The following is a 14,059-nucleotide window of genomic DNA, read 5'->3' as shown; positions in this document are numbered from 1 at the left end:
TATTCTCTAATTTAATGCTAGGACTACTGAACTACTCAAATGAGAGTGAGTTAAGACACTAAAATGTCTATGTAGTTTGTATCAGCGCATTATACGTTGATTATTCAATTAAGGAAGTTTGACGGCTAAGTGTTTTAATTTGGGAAGCGAATTTAGGGTTTATCGAGACAAAAAAAAAGCGCCCTTAGGCGCTTTTTTATTTAGCAGTTGAATTTATTCAGCTGCTTCTGTGTCTTCAACTTCTACAACTTCTTCTACTTCTGGTCTATCAACCAATTCGATGTAAGCCATAGGTGCATTATCACCTGCACGGAAACCACATTTTAAGATGCGAGTATATCCACCAGGGCGGCCTTCGTAACGAGGACCAACTTCTGAGAATAATTTACCTACAACTTCTTTATCACGTGTGCGAGCAAATACTAAACGACGATTTGCTACACTATCTTCTTTTGCTAGTGTTATTAATGGTTCAATAACACGACGCAATTCTTTCGCCTTAGGCAATGTTGTCTTAATGATTTCGTGACGAACTAAAGAGCTCGCCATGTTACGAAACATTGCTGTGCGATGGCTGCTGTTACGATTCAGCTGACGGCCACTTTTACGATGACGCATAATACTATCCTTCTACCAATAACTATGTAGAACTGATTAGTCTTTTTCAGCGATACTAGCCGGAGGCCAGTTTTCTAATCTCATACCTAATGAAAGACCACGAGACGCTAATACGTCTTTGATCTCAGTAAGAGATTTCTTACCAAGGTTAGGAGTTTTTAACAACTCAACCTCAGTACGCTGAACAAGATCACCAATGTATTGGATCTGCTCTGCTTTTAAGCAGTTAGCAGAACGTACAGTTAACTCAAGATCGTCTACTGGTCTTAACAGAATCGGATCAAACTCAGGTTTTTCTTCTTTCTGCTCTGGCTCAGATACATCACGTAATTCAACAAATGCGTCTAATTGCTCAGCTAAAATTGTAGCTGAACGACGAATTGCTTCTTCCGGATCTATTGTGCCATTAGTTTCCATGTCGATAACTAATTTATCTAAATCAGTTCTTTGTTCAACACGTGCAGATTCAACCGTGTAAGCAATACGCTCAACAGGACTGAATGAAGCATCCACTAATAAGCGACCGATTGGACGACCTTCTTCTTCAGAGGAACGACGAGTAGAAGCCGGTACATAACCGCGACCCACTTCAACTTTAATACGCATACTAATTTCAGCGTCGCCAGTTAAAGTACAGATTACGTGCTCCGGATTACTAATCTCAACATCACCATCATGAGTGATGTCTGCAGCCGTCACAGGGCCCGCACCTTTCTTACTCAAATTTAAAGTTGTTTCAGTTTTATTTTCTAAACTTACCGCGAGACCTTTAAGGTTAAGTAAAATCTCAATTACATCTTCACTAACACCTTCTTTAGTGCTGTATTCGTGCAATACACCATCAATCTCTACTTCAGTGACTGCAGCACCTGGCATAGAAGACAGTAAAATGCGTCTTAACGCATTCCCTAAAGTGTGACCAAAGCCGCGTTCCATCGGCTCTAAAGTCACTTTTGCACGATAAGGACCAAGACTTTCGATATCTACTAGTCGAGGCTTTAGGAACTCAGTAACAGAACCCTGCATCGTTTCCTCTCTATTTTATTAACTTTACTTAGAGTAAAGCTCAACAATTAGCTGTTCGTTGATGTCTGCTGATAAATCGCTACGCTCAGGCAAACGCTTGAACACACCTTCTTTCTTATCTGCATCGACTTCAACCCAAGTAGGCTTTTCACGCTGCTCAGCAATTTCAAGTGCTGATTGAATACGAGCCTGCTTTTTAGCCTTTTCACGTACTGAAACAACATCTTCTGCTTTAACAGAGTATGAAGCAATGTTAACAACTTTGCCGTTAACAGTAATCGCTTTATGGCTAACCAATTGGCGAGCTTCGGCACGAGTTGAAGCGTAACCCATACGATAAACAACGTTATCTAGGCGTTTTTCAAGTAATACTAAAAGGTTTTCACCTGTATTACCTTGTAAACGAGCTGCTTCTTTATAATAATTTCTGAATTGCTTTTCTAGTACACCGTAAATACGACGAACTTTTTGCTTTTCACGTAACTGTAAACCGTAGTCAGAAAGTCTACCACGACGTGCGCCGTGTTGACCTGGAGCTGTCTCGAATTTACATTTTGAATCTATTGCACGGACACCGCTTTTTAAGAACAAATCTGTTCCTTCGCGACGACTGAGCTTAAGTTTTGGCCCTATATATCTTGCCATCTTCTTTCTCCGTTATCAGAGGAACAATATTAAACGCGACGTTTCTTAGGTGGACGACAGCCATTATGTGGAATAGGCGTTACGTCTGTAATATTTGTAATTTTGAATCCAGTTGCATTTAATGCACGGATTGCTGATTCACGACCTGGGCCTGGACCATTTACAAATACTTCTAAGTTTTTCAAACCATATTCCTGTGCTGCTACGCCTGCTCTTTCTGCTGCTACTTGAGCTGCGAAAGGAGTAGATTTACGAGAGCCACGGAAACCTGAACCACCTGCAGTTGCCCATGAAAGAGCATTACCTTGGCGATCAGTTATAGTCACGATAGTATTGTTGAAAGACGCATGGATATGTGCCATACCGTCTGCAACTTGGCGTTTTGCACGTTTACGCGTGCTACGAGCTGGAGCTTTAGCCATTATTCACTCTCCTACTTATTTCTTAATAGGTTTACGAGGACCTTTACGCGTACGCGCATTAGTCTTCGTTCTTTGACCGCGAACAGGCAAGCTGCGACGGTGGCGTAGACCACGGTTACAACCAAGATCCATCAAACGCTTGATACTCATTGATACTTCACGACGTAAGTCACCCTCAACGGTAAACTTACCAACCTCTTCACGAAGCAAATCAAGCTGAGCTTCATCTAGCTCTTTGATTTTAGTAGTTTCAGCAATACCAGATGCTGCACAAATAGCTTGTGCTCTAGTTTTACCGATACCGTAAATAGCTGTTAAGCCAATTACTGTGTGCTTGTGTAGAGGAATGTTAATGCCAGCTATACGGGCCATAACGCACTCCTAAATTTGTTAGTCTCAGCCGAAAAGCCCGTAAGGATACTCAAGCCGAGACTAGATTACAATTAAAAAGACGAAAAATCGTCAGATTTTTATTAACCTTGGCGTTGTTTATGCTTAGGATCTGAAGAACAGATCACTCGCACAACACCATGTCGCTTGATAACTTTACAGTTGCGACACATTGGTTTAACAGATGCACGAACTTTCATTTTGCGACTCCGTTAATGGTTATGGCCTACCGACCATAACCTTTTAAGTTTGCTTTTTTCAGCACAGATTCATACTGACTTGACATCAAGTGAGTTTGAACTTGGGCCATAAAATCCATGATTACGACAACGATAATGAGCAATGATGTACCACCGAAGTAGAATTGAACATTCCAAAATATCATCATAAATTCAGGTACTAAACAAACAAATGTAATATATAAAGCACCAGCAAGCGTTAAGCGTGTCATTACTTTATCTATATAGCGAGATGTTTGCTCACCAGGACGAATCCCAGGAATAAAAGCACCTGATTTTTTCAAGTTATCAGCTGTTTCTCTAGGATTAAATACTAATGCCGTATAGAAGAAGCAGAAGAATATAATCGCAGCAGCATACAATAATACATACAAAGGCTGTCCTGGCGAGAGCATTGAAGCTACTTTGGCGATTGCATCAGCAAACGCACCGTCACCTTGGCCAAACCAAGTCGCTATTGTACTTGGGAACAACATGATACTTGATGCGAATATTGGCGGGATTACACCAGCCATATTTACTTTTAACGGTAAATGTGTGCTTTGTGCAGCATAAACTTTACGACCTTGCTGACGTTTCGCATAGTTAACAACAATACGTCGTTGACCACGTTCAACAAAAACAACAAAGTAAGTTACAGCACCAACAATAATAGCAATAATCAATAATAGGATTATAGGTAGTTCACCTTGACGCGCCTGTTCAAAAGTTTGACCTAATGCACTAGGCAAACCAGCAACGATACCAGCGAAGATAATCATCGAGATACCGTTACCAATTCCGCGTTCTGTAATCTGTTCACCTAACCACATTAAAAACATGGTACCAGTGACTAAACTGACAACAGCAGTAAAATAGAATGTTAATCCAGGATTAATTACCAGGCCTGACACCATATTAGGCAGGCTATTGGCTATAGTTGTAGACTGGACTATAGCAAGCAACAACGTCCCATATCGTGTGTACTGACTGATTTTCTTACGCCCTTGCTCACCTTCTTTTTTCAACTCTTGAAAAGTTGGATGAATGTGAGTCATCAACTGCATAATAATTGATGCAGTGATATACGGCATAATACCGAGTGCCAATACAGATGCGCGCTCTAATGCTCCACCAGAGAACATATTGAACATCGCCAATACTGTATCTTTTTGTTGCTCAAACAACTGCGCAAGAACAGCGGGATCGATACCTGGAATTGGTACGAATGAACCTGCTCTAAAAATAACAATCGCGCCAAAAAGGAACCAAAGTCTACGACCTAGTTCACCTTTACCGCCTTGCGTGCTGTTAAATTCCAGTCCTGCTTTAGCCATGGTCTAATTATTCCTCGATTTTGCCACCAGCAGCTTCAATCGCTTCACGAGCACCTTTAGTCACACCTAAACCTTTAACAGTTACAGCGCGAGCAATGTCGCCAGATTTAACGATTTTAACCGCTTGAATATGCTTTTTAACCAAGCCAGCAGCTTTTAAAGTTGCTAATTCTACAACATCGCCTTCAACTTTAGAGATTTCTAATAAAGTAACTTCATCAGATACTAAAGATTTACGAGATGTAAAACCGAACTTTGGTAAGCGGCGTTGGATAGGCATTTGACCGCCTTCGAATCCTGGCTTAACAGAACCACCTGAACGTGATTTCTGACCTTTGTGACCACGGCCACCAGTTTTACCTAAACCAGAACCAATACCACGACCAAGACGCTTTTTGCTTGGCTTTGAGCCAGGAGCAGGACTAAGTGTATTTAAATACATATTTTACCCCTCCACCTTAACCATATAGTAAACTTGATTAATCATACCGCGAACAGAAGGAGTATCTTCTAATTCAACAGTGTGATTAATTTTACGTAAACCTAAGCCTTTAAGACATGCTTTGTGCTTAGGTAAACGACCGATTGAACTTTTGATCTGAGTCACTTTTACTTTTTTATCAGCCATTGTGATTACACCAGAATTTCTTGTACGCTTAAACCACGCTTAGCAGCTACAGTCGCAGGCGACTTCATATCAGCTAATGCATTGATTGTTGCACGTACAACGTTAATCGGATTAGTAGAACCGTAACACTTAGATAATACGTTGTGTACGCCTGCTACTTCTAAAACTGCACGCATTGCACCACCGGCAATAATACCCGTACCTTCAGATGCCGGTTGCATATAAACCTTAGAACCTGAATGACGACCGTTAATTGGGTGCTGTAATGTGTGACCGTGTAGGTCAACATTAACCATGTTGCGACGTGCTTTTTCCATTGCTTTTTGAATAGCAGCTGGAACTTCACGCGCTTTACCGTAACCAAAGCCAACTTTGCCCGCACCGTCGCCTACTACAGTTAATGCAGTAAAGCTGAAGATACGACCACCTTTAACAACTTTAGAAACACGGTTAACAGCAATGAGTTTCTCAGACAACTCTGGGTTGTTTTTAACTTCTGCGTTATTAGCCATTTTATACCCCTAGAATTGAAGTCCGGCTTCACGAGCCGCGTCAGCTAAAGCTTGAACACGACCATGATATTTGAAACCGCTTCTGTCGAATGCAACGGCTGTTACGCCTTTTTCAAGCGCTAGCTTAGCAATTGATTGACCAACTACTTTTGCTGCTTCAACGTTACCTGTGTATTTGATGCTTTCGCGAATGGTCTTGTCTACTGTCGAAGCAGAAGCAAGAACGACATCACCTGATGCAGCAATTAATTGTGCATAAATGTGACGTGGCGTACGGTGAACGACCAATCGATTTGCACCTAAAGTTTTAATTTTCGCACGTGCGCGAGTAGCGCGACGTAAACGAGATGCTTTCTTATTCATCGAGTTACCCTACTTTTTCTTAGCTTCTTTACGAAGTACAGTTTCATCAGCGTAACGAACACCTTTACCTTTATAAGGCTCTGGCGGACGATAAGCACGGATTTTCGCTGAGACTTGACCAACCAATTGCTTATCAGCACCTTTAACCAAAATTTCGGTTTGAGTTGGCGTTTCAATTGAAATACCTTTTGGTACTGCAAAGTCAACAGGATGTGAGAAACCCAGTGTTAAGTTTAATGTTTCGCCTTTAGCCGCAGCACGGTAACCAACACCGACTAACTGCAACTTACGTTCAAAACCTTTGCTAACACCGATTACCATGTTATTTAAAATAGAACGGGCTGTACCAGTTTGAGCTTGTGCATCAGCAAAACCTTCACGAGGTAAAGTGCGAACTTCGCTGCCCTCTTGAACAAATTCTACTGCTTCGTTAAAGCTAAAACTTAACTCGCCTACGCTACCTTTTGCTGTTACGTCCTGACCGTTGAAAGTTAATTCAACACCTGCAGGGACAGCGATAGGAGATTTACCTACTCGAGACATTTTTACTCTCCTTACGCCACGTAACCAATGATTTCGCCACCCATGCCCACTTTACGTGCTGCACGGTCTGACATGATGCCTTTAGAAGTAGACACGATTGCTACACCTAAACCACCCATAACTTTAGGTAGATCAGTTGCTTTTTTGTAGATACGAAGGCCTGGACGGCTCGCTCTAGCAATACGCTCGATTACTTCTTTGCCTTCGAAGTACTTTAAAGTTACTTCTAGTTCTTTTTTAACATCACCAGTCACTGCATAGTTTTCGATGAAACCTTCAGCTTTTAAAAGTTCTGCAATAGAAACTTTTAATTTTGATGAAGGCATAGTCACAGCTACTTTTTTTGCAGCTTGACCATTACGAATGCGGGTGAACATATCCGCGATTGGATCTTGCATGCTCATAATTCGTTACTCCAGTCTGTAGCCGCTTACCAGCTTGCTTTTCTAAGTCCAGGGATTTCACCACGCATACAAGCTTCTCTCGTTTTAATTCGGCTCATACCGAATTTACGTAAGTAACCATGCGGACGACCAGTCACGTTACAACGATTACGTTGACGTGAACGACTTGAATCGCGAGGAAGAGTTTGCAGTTTTAATACTGCATCCCAACGCTCTTCATCAGTAGAATTTACGCTGCTGATGATAGCTTTTAAAGCGATACGTTTTTCACTGTATTGTGAAACTAATTTAGCACGTTTTGCTTCACGCGCTTTCATTGATTGTTTAGCCATAACTCTACACCTATTTCTTAAACGGGAAGTTAAAAGCAGCCAGCAACGCACGACCTTCCTCGTCCGTATTAGCAGACGTAGTAATGGTAATATCCATACCACGTACTTTATCAACTTTATCGTAGTCGATTTCAGGGAAGATAATTTGCTCGCGTACACCCATGCTGTAGTTACCACGGCTATCAAGCTTAGCGCTTAAGCCACGGAAGTCACGGATACGTGGGATAGCAATAGAAATTAAACGTTCGAAAAATTCCCACATACGCTCGCCACGTAGAGTTACTTTACAACCAATTGGATAGCCTTCACGGACTTTGAATCCAGCTACAGACTTGCGTGCTAAACAAACAACAGGCTTTTGACCTGCGATTGCAGTCATATCTGCAATTGCGTGTTCCATAACCTTCTTGTCTGCGATAGCCTCGCCGACACCCATATTAAGGGTAATCTTTTCAATCCGAGGGACTTGCATGATACTTTTGTAACCGAATTGTTTGGTCAATTCAGCAACTACCGTATCTTTGTAAAAACCATGCAGTTTCGCCATCGTTTTACTCCAAACTTAGATTAATTCGTTATTAGACTTAAAGAAACGAACTTTCTTACCGTCTTCTACACGAAAACCAACGCGATCTGCTTTACCCGAAGTCGGGTTAAGAATCGCTACATTAGATACATTTAAAGGCATTTCTTTGTCAACTAAACCGCCTTGCTCACCCAATTGTGGGTTTGGCTTAACAGCTTTCTTAACTACATTAATACCTTCAACAATCACTTTGCCTTCGCTAGTTAATACTTGGGTTACTTTACCAGTTTTACCCTTGTCTTTACCTGCGATTACAATCACTTCGTCATTACTACGAATCTTTGCTGCCATGAATAGCCCCTTATAGAACCTCTGGAGCCAGTGAAACGATTTTCATGAACTTTTCAGTTCTTAATTCACGTGTTACTGGACCAAAGATACGAGTACCGATTGGCGCATGCGAACCGTTTAATAAAACAGCTGCATTACCATCAAAACGGATTAGAGATCCATCTTGACGACGTACGCCCTTTCTGGTGCGAACGACCACCGCATTGTAAACATCACCTTTCTTCACTTTACCGCGAGGATTTGCTTCTTTAACAGAAACTTTAATGATGTCACCAATATGTGCATAACGGCGGTGCGAACCACCCAGAACCTTGATACATTGAACACTACGTGCGCCGCTGTTATCAGCTACGCCTAGCATTGTTTGCATTTGGATCATTTCGTGCTCCGCTTAAATAAAATAAAAATTCCCAAAACGGCTGGCTGCCTTTTGGGCGCGGAATTATACCACATAATTTTTATATTCATAGAAAAAAAAAGGCTGATATCAAATGATATCAGCCTTTTTTAATAAATTAGTTAAAACAATAAGTTATGCTTTCTCTAAAATATCAACCAAAACCCAAGACTTAGTCTTAGATAATGGACGACATTCTTTGATGCTAACTTTATCGCCTAAACCACATGAGTTGTTCTCATCATGAGCATGTACTTTAGTAGTACGTTTGATGAATTTACCGTAAATTGGGTGTTTAACTTTACGTTCAATTGCTACAACAATTGATTTATCCATCTTGTCGCTAACGACACGCCCTTGAATTGTACGAATTGATTCGCTCATTACGCACCTGCCTTGCTATTTAACACAGTTTTCACACGTGCAATGTTACGACGAACTTGCTTGATTGTATGAGTCTGAGTTAATTGACCCGTACTTTTCTGCATACGTAAATTAAATTGTTCACGTAACAAGTTAAGTAATTCAGCTTTCAACTCGTCTACTGACTTGTCTTTTAATTCGTTCGCGTTCATTACAATACCGTCCGAGTTACAAAGGTTGTTTTAAATGGTAATTTAGCTGCTGCTAAAGCAAATGCTTCGCGAGCTAGATTTTCAGGAACACCTTCCATTTCGTATAAAACACGACCTGGCTGAATTTGGCATACCCAATATTCTACGCTACCTTTACCTTTACCCATACGTACTTCAAGCGGCTTTTTAGTAATTGGCTTGTCTGGGAATACACGGATCCAGATTTTACCTTGACGCTTAACATGACGAGTCATTGCACGACGGGCAGCTTCAATTTGACGAGCAGTCAAACGACCACGTTCAGTCGATTTTAAACCGAACGTACCAAAGCTAACTTTGTTACCGACAGTAGCATTACCGCGGTTACGTAATTTAAACTGCTTACGGAATTTGGTTCTTTTTGGCTGTAACATTACCGGTCTCCTTGCGCCTTACGACCTTTACCTTTAGGCTTACGATCGTTTTTCTTAGGCTCTTCAATTTGATTAGTAAGTGGTAAACCACCTAATACTTCACCTTTAAAGATCCAAACCTTAACACCAATGATACCATAAGTAGTTAACGCTTCAGCAGTTGCGTAATCGATATCAGCACGTAAAGTATGAAGAGGTACACGACCTTCTCTATACCATTCTGCACGTGCGATTTCAGCACCGCCTAAACGACCGCTAACTTGTACTTTGATACCTTTAGCACCAATGCGCATAGCATTTTGAACAGCACGTTTCATTGCACGACGGAACATAACACGACGCTCTAATTGGCTCGCGATGCTCTCAGCAACTAATTGACCGTCTAATTCAGGTTTGCGAATTTCGCTGATGTTAATTTGCGCTGGTACACCTGCTAATTTAGCAACTTGTAAGCGTAATTTTTCAACATCTTCACCTTTCTTACCGATAACGATACCAGGGCGAGCAGTGTGTATAGTTACACGGATACTCTTAGCTGGACGCTCAATAACGATACGTGATACTGAAGCTTTTTTAAGTTCAGTTGTTAAGTACTGACGTACTTGGTGATCACTATGTAAAGTATCTGCGAATTCGTTAGAACCAGCGTACCAGGTAGCACTCCATGGTTTTGTGATACCAAGGCGAATACCGGTAGGATGTACTTTCTGACCCATTGTCTATTCTCCTAGTTATCTGATACAACCACAGTAATGTGGCAAGTACGCTTAATGATTCTATCTGCACGACCTTTAGCACGTGGACGAATACGCTTCATCACTGGACCAGCGTCCACGAAGATTTGACCGACGTTTAACTCATCGATGTCAGCGCCTTCATTGTGCTCAGCGTTAGCGATAGCAGACATTAATACTTTCTTGATTAAGTCAGCGCCTTTTTTCGGGCTGAAAGTTAAAATGTCAATAGCTTCGCTTACAGGTAAACCGCGAACTTGATCTGCAACCAAACGACCTTTCTGTGGAGAAAGGCGAGCAAATTTATGTTTAGCTAAAACTTCCATAATTACCTCTTACCTTTTCTTCGCTTTCTTATCCGCAGCATGGCCACGGTAAGTGCGAGTTGGTGCAAATTCACCTAATTTATGACCGATCATTTCGTCAGTAACGAATACTGGAACATGTTGACGGCCATTGTGAACAGCGATGGTCAAACCAATCATATCTGGAATGATCATTGAACGACGGGACCAAGTTTTAATTGGCTTTTTGTTTCCGCTTTCCACCGCTGTTTCAACCTTCTTCAACAAGTGTAGGTCAATAAATGGACCTTTCTTGAGAGAACGTGGCATGGTGCTTCCTCACTAATTATTTAGAACGACGACGTACGATATATTTATCTGTACGTTTGTTAGAACGGGTTTTGAAGCCCTTAGTTGGTGTACCCCAAGGAGATACTGGATGACGACCGCCCGAAGTACGACCTTCACCACCACCGTGTGGGTGATCAACCGGGTTCATGGCAACACCACGAACTGTAGGACGAACACCGCGCCATCTTGTGGCACCAGCTTTACCTAATTGGCGAAGCATGTGTTCAGCATTACCTACTTCACCGATTGTTGCACGGCAGTCAGATAAAACTTTACGCATTTCACCAGAGCGTAAACGCAATGTTACGTAAGCACCATCACGAGCAACAATTTGCGCGTATGTACCAGCAGAACGTGCTATTTGAGCACCTTTACCTGGCTTCATTTCGATCGCATGTACCGTTGAACCAACTGGGATATTACGCATTTCTAACGCATTACCAGCTTTGATTGGTGCTTCAATACCAGACATGATTTCAGTTCCAGCACTAACACCTTTAGGTGCTAGGATGTAACGACGCTCACCGTCTGCATATAAAACTAAAGCAATGTTTGCTGAACGGTTTGGATCATACTCTAAACGCTCAACTGTGCCTGGGATACCGTCTTTGTTACGTTTGAAGTCAATAACACGATAATGTTGTTTATGACCACCACCAACGTGACGAACAGTAATACGACCGTTGTTATTACGACCGCCAGACTTGCTATTTTTTTCTAATAAAGGCGCGTATGGAGCACCTTTATGCAACTCAGGGTTAACCACTTTAACGACATGGCGACGACCCGGAGAAGTAGGCTTACACTTAACTACAGCCATTTTGTATATCCTCCAATTATTCAGCGCCGCCGACGAAGTCTAATTCACTTCCTTCGGCAAGAGTGACGTATGCTTTTTTCCAGTCACTACGACGGCCGAAACGAGCGCCAAAGCGTTTAGTTTTGCCCTTTACGTTTAAAGTGCGAACAGCTTCAACTTTAACATCTTCAAATAACAACTCTACAGCTGCTTTGATTTCTGCTTTAGTTGCAGTATCTACTACTTTAAAAACGATAGTGTTTTGATTTTCTGCAGTGACAGTAGCTTTCTCAGAAATATGAGGACCTAAAATCACTTTTAGACAACGTTCTTGACTAATCATGCTAAAGTCTCCTCAAGTTTCTTAACTGCTGCTGCAGTTATTAATACTTTTTCGAAAGCGATTAAGCTAACAGGATCAATACCTTGAATATCGCGAACATCAACTTTAACTAAGTTGCGTGAAGCTAAGAACAAGTTCTCTTCAACTTCTTCAGATACGATTAAAACGTCATTTAGTTCTAATGCATCTAATTTTTCAACTAAGCCTTTAGTTTTTGGTGTTTCAACACCAAATTGCTCAACAACGATCAATCTGTCTTGGCGAACCAATTCAGATAAAATGCTACGGATTGCACCGCGATACATTTTACGGTTTACTTTTTGGCTGTGGTCCTGAGGACGTGCAGCAAAAGTAACACCACCTGAACGCCAGATAGGGCTCTTAACCGTACCTGCACGAGCTCGACCTGTACCTTTTTGGTTAAATGGTTTCTTAGTAGAACCTTTAACTTCAGCACGAGTCTTTTGTTTGCGAGAACCTTGACGAGCTGCAGCTGCGTATGCAACTACTACTTGATGTACAAGTGATTCGTTAAATTCACGACCAAAGGTAGTTTCAGAAACTTCAAGTGCGCCAGATGCGTCTTTTAATGCTAATTCCATCATCTGTCTCCTTAACCTTTAACCGCTGGTTTAACTAATACGTCACCGTTTGTAGCGCCAGGTACTGCACCTTTAACTAACAATAAGTTACGCTCTGCATCAACTCTAACAACTTCAAGATTTTGAGTTGTTACGCGTGCGTCACCCATGTGACCACACATTTTCTTACCTTTGAACACTTTACCAGGTGATTGGTTTTGACCAATTGAACCAGGTGCTCGGTGAGAAAGTGAGTTACCATGCGTTTCATCTTGTCGAGAAAAGTTCCAACGTTTAATAACGCCCGCGAAACCTTTACCTTTAGATGTACCAGTTACATCAACTTTATTAACGTCGTTTAAGATATCAACTTTGATTTCAGAACCAACTTCGATGCCTTCGCCTTCGTTATCACCCAATGTGAACTCCCACAAACCACGACCAGCAGCTACATTTGCTTTCGCAAAGTGACCTGCTTTAGGTTTGTTTACTAGGTTCGCTTTCTTTGAACCAGTAGTAACTTGAAGAGCACTATAACCGTCAGTTTCAACAGTTTTAACCTGAGTGACTCGGTTGGCTTCAATTTCGATAACCGTAACAGGGATTGATACGCCATCTTCAGTGAAGATGCGAGTCATACCTACTTTACGTCCGACTAAACCAATAGCCATGCTAAAAACCTCTTAACTTTCTAAATGCTTATTAACCTAGGCTGATTTGTACATCAACACCAGCGGCCAAATCTAATCTCATCAATGCATCAACTGTTTTATCAGTTGGTTCTACAATGTCTAACATACGCTTGTGAGTACGAATTTCGTATTGATCACGTGCGTCTTTGTTAACGTGAGGTGAGGTTAAAACAGTAAATTTCTCTTTGCGCGTAGGCAAAGGAATCGGACCGCGCACTTGTGCACCAGTACGTTTTGCTGTTTCAACAATTTCCATCGTTGATTGGTCAATCAGACGATGATCAAATGCTTTCAATCGAATGCGAATTCGTTGATTGGACATTGACCAAGCTCCAGTATAAAGAACGAAATAAACAAAACCCGCCAACCCTTAAATTAATAGGGAGGTGAGTTCAATGTGTAATAGACCTGCATATTGAGGTCATTGTATATTTTATAGAAGTTATATTTGCTGATACTTATTGTATTAGCACTTCTAATCCGCGGTAGGCTAAATTTAACTTACCATATGCGGTGGTCGCGTATTATACACATCGAAACGGCTAAAGCAATGCTATTTTGGTTTATTTTTACTC

Annotated in this window: 28 protein-coding genes; all 28 read right to left on the bottom strand. The window is 41.5% G+C overall.

Features of this window, described 5'->3' with window-relative positions:
* Window positions 1–213: 213 nt before the first annotated feature.
* The 28 genes from rplQ to rpsJ all read right to left on the bottom strand — a co-directional run bounded on the left by rplQ (window position 214) and on the right by rpsJ (window position 13,806).
* Window positions 214–618, bottom strand: a complete 405-nt coding sequence (gene rplQ / locus XM47_RS12610; RefSeq protein WP_048693101.1) for a 50S ribosomal protein L17 — start codon at window positions 616–618, stop codon at window positions 214–216.
* A 36-nt stretch (window positions 619–654) separates the two neighbouring features.
* Window positions 655–1,644 carry a DNA-directed RNA polymerase subunit alpha gene (locus XM47_RS12605; RefSeq protein ID WP_048693097.1) on the bottom strand — a complete coding sequence of 330 codons (990 nt, stop codon included), beginning with the start codon at window positions 1,642–1,644 and terminating at the stop codon, window positions 655–657.
* 24 nt (window positions 1,645–1,668) lie between these two features.
* Entirely contained in the window at window positions 1,669–2,289 is a 621-nt protein-coding gene (gene rpsD, locus XM47_RS12600; protein WP_048693094.1) for a 30S ribosomal protein S4, read from the bottom strand.
* Between the two features lie 29 nt (window positions 2,290–2,318).
* Window positions 2,319–2,711 carry a 30S ribosomal protein S11 gene (gene rpsK / locus XM47_RS12595; RefSeq protein ID WP_048693089.1) on the bottom strand — a complete coding sequence of 131 codons (393 nt, stop codon included), beginning with the start codon at window positions 2,709–2,711 and terminating at the stop codon, window positions 2,319–2,321.
* Between the two features lie 15 nt (window positions 2,712–2,726).
* A complete protein-coding gene (gene rpsM, locus XM47_RS12590; RefSeq protein WP_048693086.1) occupies window positions 2,727–3,083 on the bottom strand; it encodes a 30S ribosomal protein S13 in 357 nt (118 codons plus the stop codon).
* A 101-nt stretch (window positions 3,084–3,184) separates the two neighbouring features.
* The gene (gene rpmJ, locus XM47_RS18885) at window positions 3,185–3,301 is read right to left on the bottom strand and encodes a 50S ribosomal protein L36 (protein ID WP_077066557.1); all 117 of its coding nucleotides are present in this window, start codon (window positions 3,299–3,301) and stop codon (window positions 3,185–3,187) included.
* Window positions 3,302–3,327: 26 nt separating this feature from the next.
* Window positions 3,328–4,656: a preprotein translocase subunit SecY gene (gene secY, locus XM47_RS12585; RefSeq protein WP_048693083.1), complete on the bottom strand. Its 1,329-nt coding sequence runs from the start codon at window positions 4,654–4,656 to the stop codon at window positions 3,328–3,330.
* 7 nt (window positions 4,657–4,663) lie between these two features.
* On the bottom strand, window positions 4,664–5,098 hold the full coding sequence (gene rplO / locus XM47_RS12580; RefSeq protein ID WP_048693080.1) for a 50S ribosomal protein L15: 435 nt from the start codon (window positions 5,096–5,098) through the stop codon (window positions 4,664–4,666).
* Between the two features lie 3 nt (window positions 5,099–5,101).
* Complete coding sequence (gene rpmD / locus XM47_RS12575) at window positions 5,102–5,284, bottom strand: 50S ribosomal protein L30 (protein WP_048693078.1); 183 nt, start codon at window positions 5,282–5,284, stop codon at window positions 5,102–5,104.
* Between the two features lie 5 nt (window positions 5,285–5,289).
* Window positions 5,290–5,796, bottom strand: a complete 507-nt coding sequence (rpsE, locus tag XM47_RS12570; protein WP_048693075.1) for a 30S ribosomal protein S5 — start codon at window positions 5,794–5,796, stop codon at window positions 5,290–5,292.
* 9 nt (window positions 5,797–5,805) lie between these two features.
* Window positions 5,806–6,159 (bottom strand): 50S ribosomal protein L18, encoded by a 354-nt coding sequence (rplR, locus tag XM47_RS12565; RefSeq protein WP_048693072.1) that lies wholly within the window; start codon window positions 6,157–6,159, stop codon window positions 5,806–5,808.
* A gap of 9 nt (window positions 6,160–6,168) precedes the next feature.
* Window positions 6,169–6,702: a 50S ribosomal protein L6 gene (gene rplF, locus XM47_RS12560; RefSeq protein WP_048693069.1), complete on the bottom strand. Its 534-nt coding sequence runs from the start codon at window positions 6,700–6,702 to the stop codon at window positions 6,169–6,171.
* Window positions 6,703–6,713: 11 nt separating this feature from the next.
* Window positions 6,714–7,106 (bottom strand): 30S ribosomal protein S8, encoded by a 393-nt coding sequence (rpsH, locus tag XM47_RS12555; RefSeq protein WP_048693067.1) that lies wholly within the window; start codon window positions 7,104–7,106, stop codon window positions 6,714–6,716.
* A 26-nt stretch (window positions 7,107–7,132) separates the two neighbouring features.
* Window positions 7,133–7,438, bottom strand: coding sequence for a 30S ribosomal protein S14 (gene rpsN / locus XM47_RS12550; RefSeq protein WP_048693063.1), 306 nt, complete (start codon window positions 7,436–7,438; stop codon window positions 7,133–7,135).
* 10 nt (window positions 7,439–7,448) lie between these two features.
* Complete coding sequence (gene rplE / locus XM47_RS12545) at window positions 7,449–7,985, bottom strand: 50S ribosomal protein L5 (protein WP_048693062.1); 537 nt, start codon at window positions 7,983–7,985, stop codon at window positions 7,449–7,451.
* Between the two features lie 15 nt (window positions 7,986–8,000).
* Window positions 8,001–8,315 (bottom strand): 50S ribosomal protein L24, encoded by a 315-nt coding sequence (gene rplX, locus XM47_RS12540; protein ID WP_048693058.1) that lies wholly within the window; start codon window positions 8,313–8,315, stop codon window positions 8,001–8,003.
* A 10-nt stretch (window positions 8,316–8,325) separates the two neighbouring features.
* The gene (gene rplN / locus XM47_RS12535; RefSeq protein WP_048693056.1) at window positions 8,326–8,694 is read right to left on the bottom strand and encodes a 50S ribosomal protein L14; all 369 of its coding nucleotides are present in this window, start codon (window positions 8,692–8,694) and stop codon (window positions 8,326–8,328) included.
* A gap of 153 nt (window positions 8,695–8,847) precedes the next feature.
* On the bottom strand, window positions 8,848–9,096 hold the full coding sequence (gene rpsQ, locus XM47_RS12530; RefSeq protein WP_048693053.1) for a 30S ribosomal protein S17: 249 nt from the start codon (window positions 9,094–9,096) through the stop codon (window positions 8,848–8,850).
* A complete protein-coding gene (gene rpmC, locus XM47_RS12525; RefSeq protein WP_048693050.1) occupies window positions 9,096–9,287 on the bottom strand; it encodes a 50S ribosomal protein L29 in 192 nt (63 codons plus the stop codon). Before rpmC ends, rpsQ begins: the two co-directional genes overlap by 1 nt.
* Window positions 9,287–9,700 carry a 50S ribosomal protein L16 gene (rplP, locus tag XM47_RS12520; RefSeq protein WP_048693047.1) on the bottom strand — a complete coding sequence of 138 codons (414 nt, stop codon included), beginning with the start codon at window positions 9,698–9,700 and terminating at the stop codon, window positions 9,287–9,289. The genes rpmC and rplP overlap by 1 nt, the downstream gene beginning before the upstream one ends.
* On the bottom strand, window positions 9,700–10,416 hold the full coding sequence (gene rpsC, locus XM47_RS12515; protein ID WP_048693044.1) for a 30S ribosomal protein S3: 717 nt from the start codon (window positions 10,414–10,416) through the stop codon (window positions 9,700–9,702). The genes rplP and rpsC overlap by 1 nt, the downstream gene beginning before the upstream one ends.
* Window positions 10,417–10,427: 11 nt before the next feature.
* On the bottom strand, window positions 10,428–10,760 hold the full coding sequence (gene rplV / locus XM47_RS12510) for a 50S ribosomal protein L22 (protein ID WP_048693040.1): 333 nt from the start codon (window positions 10,758–10,760) through the stop codon (window positions 10,428–10,430).
* 9 nt (window positions 10,761–10,769) lie between these two features.
* Window positions 10,770–11,048 carry a 30S ribosomal protein S19 gene (rpsS, locus tag XM47_RS12505; RefSeq protein WP_048693039.1) on the bottom strand — a complete coding sequence of 93 codons (279 nt, stop codon included), beginning with the start codon at window positions 11,046–11,048 and terminating at the stop codon, window positions 10,770–10,772.
* Between the two features lie 16 nt (window positions 11,049–11,064).
* Entirely contained in the window at window positions 11,065–11,889 is an 825-nt protein-coding gene (rplB, locus tag XM47_RS12500; RefSeq protein WP_048693036.1) for a 50S ribosomal protein L2, read from the bottom strand.
* A 16-nt stretch (window positions 11,890–11,905) separates the two neighbouring features.
* Window positions 11,906–12,211 (bottom strand): 50S ribosomal protein L23, encoded by a 306-nt coding sequence (gene rplW / locus XM47_RS12495; RefSeq protein WP_048693034.1) that lies wholly within the window; start codon window positions 12,209–12,211, stop codon window positions 11,906–11,908.
* A complete protein-coding gene (gene rplD / locus XM47_RS12490) occupies window positions 12,208–12,813 on the bottom strand; it encodes a 50S ribosomal protein L4 (protein WP_048693031.1) in 606 nt (201 codons plus the stop codon). The genes rplW and rplD overlap by 4 nt, the downstream gene beginning before the upstream one ends.
* Window positions 12,814–12,824: 11 nt before the next feature.
* Window positions 12,825–13,463: a 50S ribosomal protein L3 gene (gene rplC, locus XM47_RS12485; protein ID WP_048693028.1), complete on the bottom strand. Its 639-nt coding sequence runs from the start codon at window positions 13,461–13,463 to the stop codon at window positions 12,825–12,827.
* A 31-nt stretch (window positions 13,464–13,494) separates the two neighbouring features.
* Complete coding sequence (gene rpsJ, locus XM47_RS12480; RefSeq protein WP_048693026.1) at window positions 13,495–13,806, bottom strand: 30S ribosomal protein S10; 312 nt, start codon at window positions 13,804–13,806, stop codon at window positions 13,495–13,497.
* Window positions 13,807–14,059 lie beyond the last annotated feature (253 nt).

The sequence above is a fragment of the Catenovulum maritimum genome (assembly GCF_001050375.1).
Taxonomy (GTDB): domain Bacteria; phylum Pseudomonadota; class Gammaproteobacteria; order Enterobacterales; family Alteromonadaceae; genus Catenovulum; species Catenovulum maritimum.
Note: the sequence above shows the minus strand (reverse complement) of the source record. Positions and strands in the feature narration are given on the sequence as shown.

Coding starts and splice junctions, on each gene's coding strand:
- rplD (WP_048693031.1), bottom strand. CDS start 12,813: ATGGAATTAGCATTAAAAGACGCATCTGGCGCACTTGAAGTTTCTGAA.
- rpsJ (WP_048693026.1), bottom strand. CDS start 13,806: ATGTCCAATCAACGAATTCGCATTCGATTGAAAGCATTTGATCATCGT.
- rpmD (WP_048693078.1), bottom strand. CDS start 5,284: ATGGCTGATAAAAAAGTAAAAGTGACTCAGATCAAAAGTTCAATCGGT.
- rpsD (WP_048693094.1), bottom strand. CDS start 2,289: ATGGCAAGATATATAGGGCCAAAACTTAAGCTCAGTCGTCGCGAAGGA.
- secY (WP_048693083.1), bottom strand. CDS start 4,656: ATGGCTAAAGCAGGACTGGAATTTAACAGCACGCAAGGCGGTAAAGGT.
- rpmC (WP_048693050.1), bottom strand. CDS start 9,287: ATGAACGCGAACGAATTAAAAGACAAGTCAGTAGACGAGTTGAAAGCT.
- rplR (WP_048693072.1), bottom strand. CDS start 6,159: ATGAATAAGAAAGCATCTCGTTTACGTCGCGCTACTCGCGCACGTGCG.
- rpsH (WP_048693067.1), bottom strand. CDS start 7,106: ATGAGCATGCAAGATCCAATCGCGGATATGTTCACCCGCATTCGTAAT.
- rplW (WP_048693034.1), bottom strand. CDS start 12,211: ATGATTAGTCAAGAACGTTGTCTAAAAGTGATTTTAGGTCCTCATATT.
- rplC (WP_048693028.1), bottom strand. CDS start 13,463: ATGGCTATTGGTTTAGTCGGACGTAAAGTAGGTATGACTCGCATCTTC.
- rpmJ (WP_077066557.1), bottom strand. CDS start 3,301: ATGAAAGTTCGTGCATCTGTTAAACCAATGTGTCGCAACTGTAAAGTT.
- rplO (WP_048693080.1), bottom strand. CDS start 5,098: ATGTATTTAAATACACTTAGTCCTGCTCCTGGCTCAAAGCCAAGCAAA.
- rplV (WP_048693040.1), bottom strand. CDS start 10,760: ATGGAAGTTTTAGCTAAACATAAATTTGCTCGCCTTTCTCCACAGAAA.
- rpsM (WP_048693086.1), bottom strand. CDS start 3,083: ATGGCCCGTATAGCTGGCATTAACATTCCTCTACACAAGCACACAGTA.
- rplE (WP_048693062.1), bottom strand. CDS start 7,985: ATGGCGAAACTGCATGGTTTTTACAAAGATACGGTAGTTGCTGAATTG.
- rpsE (WP_048693075.1), bottom strand. CDS start 5,796: ATGGCTAATAACGCAGAAGTTAAAAACAACCCAGAGTTGTCTGAGAAA.
- rplP (WP_048693047.1), bottom strand. CDS start 9,700: ATGTTACAGCCAAAAAGAACCAAATTCCGTAAGCAGTTTAAATTACGT.
- rpsQ (WP_048693053.1), bottom strand. CDS start 9,096: ATGAGCGAATCAATTCGTACAATTCAAGGGCGTGTCGTTAGCGACAAG.
- rplB (WP_048693036.1), bottom strand. CDS start 11,889: ATGGCTGTAGTTAAGTGTAAGCCTACTTCTCCGGGTCGTCGCCATGTC.
- rplQ (WP_048693101.1), bottom strand. CDS start 618: ATGCGTCATCGTAAAAGTGGCCGTCAGCTGAATCGTAACAGCAGCCAT.
- rpsS (WP_048693039.1), bottom strand. CDS start 11,048: ATGCCACGTTCTCTCAAGAAAGGTCCATTTATTGACCTACACTTGTTG.
- rpsK (WP_048693089.1), bottom strand. CDS start 2,711: ATGGCTAAAGCTCCAGCTCGTAGCACGCGTAAACGTGCAAAACGCCAA.
- rplF (WP_048693069.1), bottom strand. CDS start 6,702: ATGTCTCGAGTAGGTAAATCTCCTATCGCTGTCCCTGCAGGTGTTGAA.
- rplX (WP_048693058.1), bottom strand. CDS start 8,315: ATGGCAGCAAAGATTCGTAGTAATGACGAAGTGATTGTAATCGCAGGT.
- rplN (WP_048693056.1), bottom strand. CDS start 8,694: ATGATCCAAATGCAAACAATGCTAGGCGTAGCTGATAACAGCGGCGCA.
- rpsN (WP_048693063.1), bottom strand. CDS start 7,438: ATGGCTAAACAATCAATGAAAGCGCGTGAAGCAAAACGTGCTAAATTA.
- XM47_RS12605 (WP_048693097.1), bottom strand. CDS start 1,644: ATGCAGGGTTCTGTTACTGAGTTCCTAAAGCCTCGACTAGTAGATATC.
- rpsC (WP_048693044.1), bottom strand. CDS start 10,416: ATGGGTCAGAAAGTACATCCTACCGGTATTCGCCTTGGTATCACAAAA.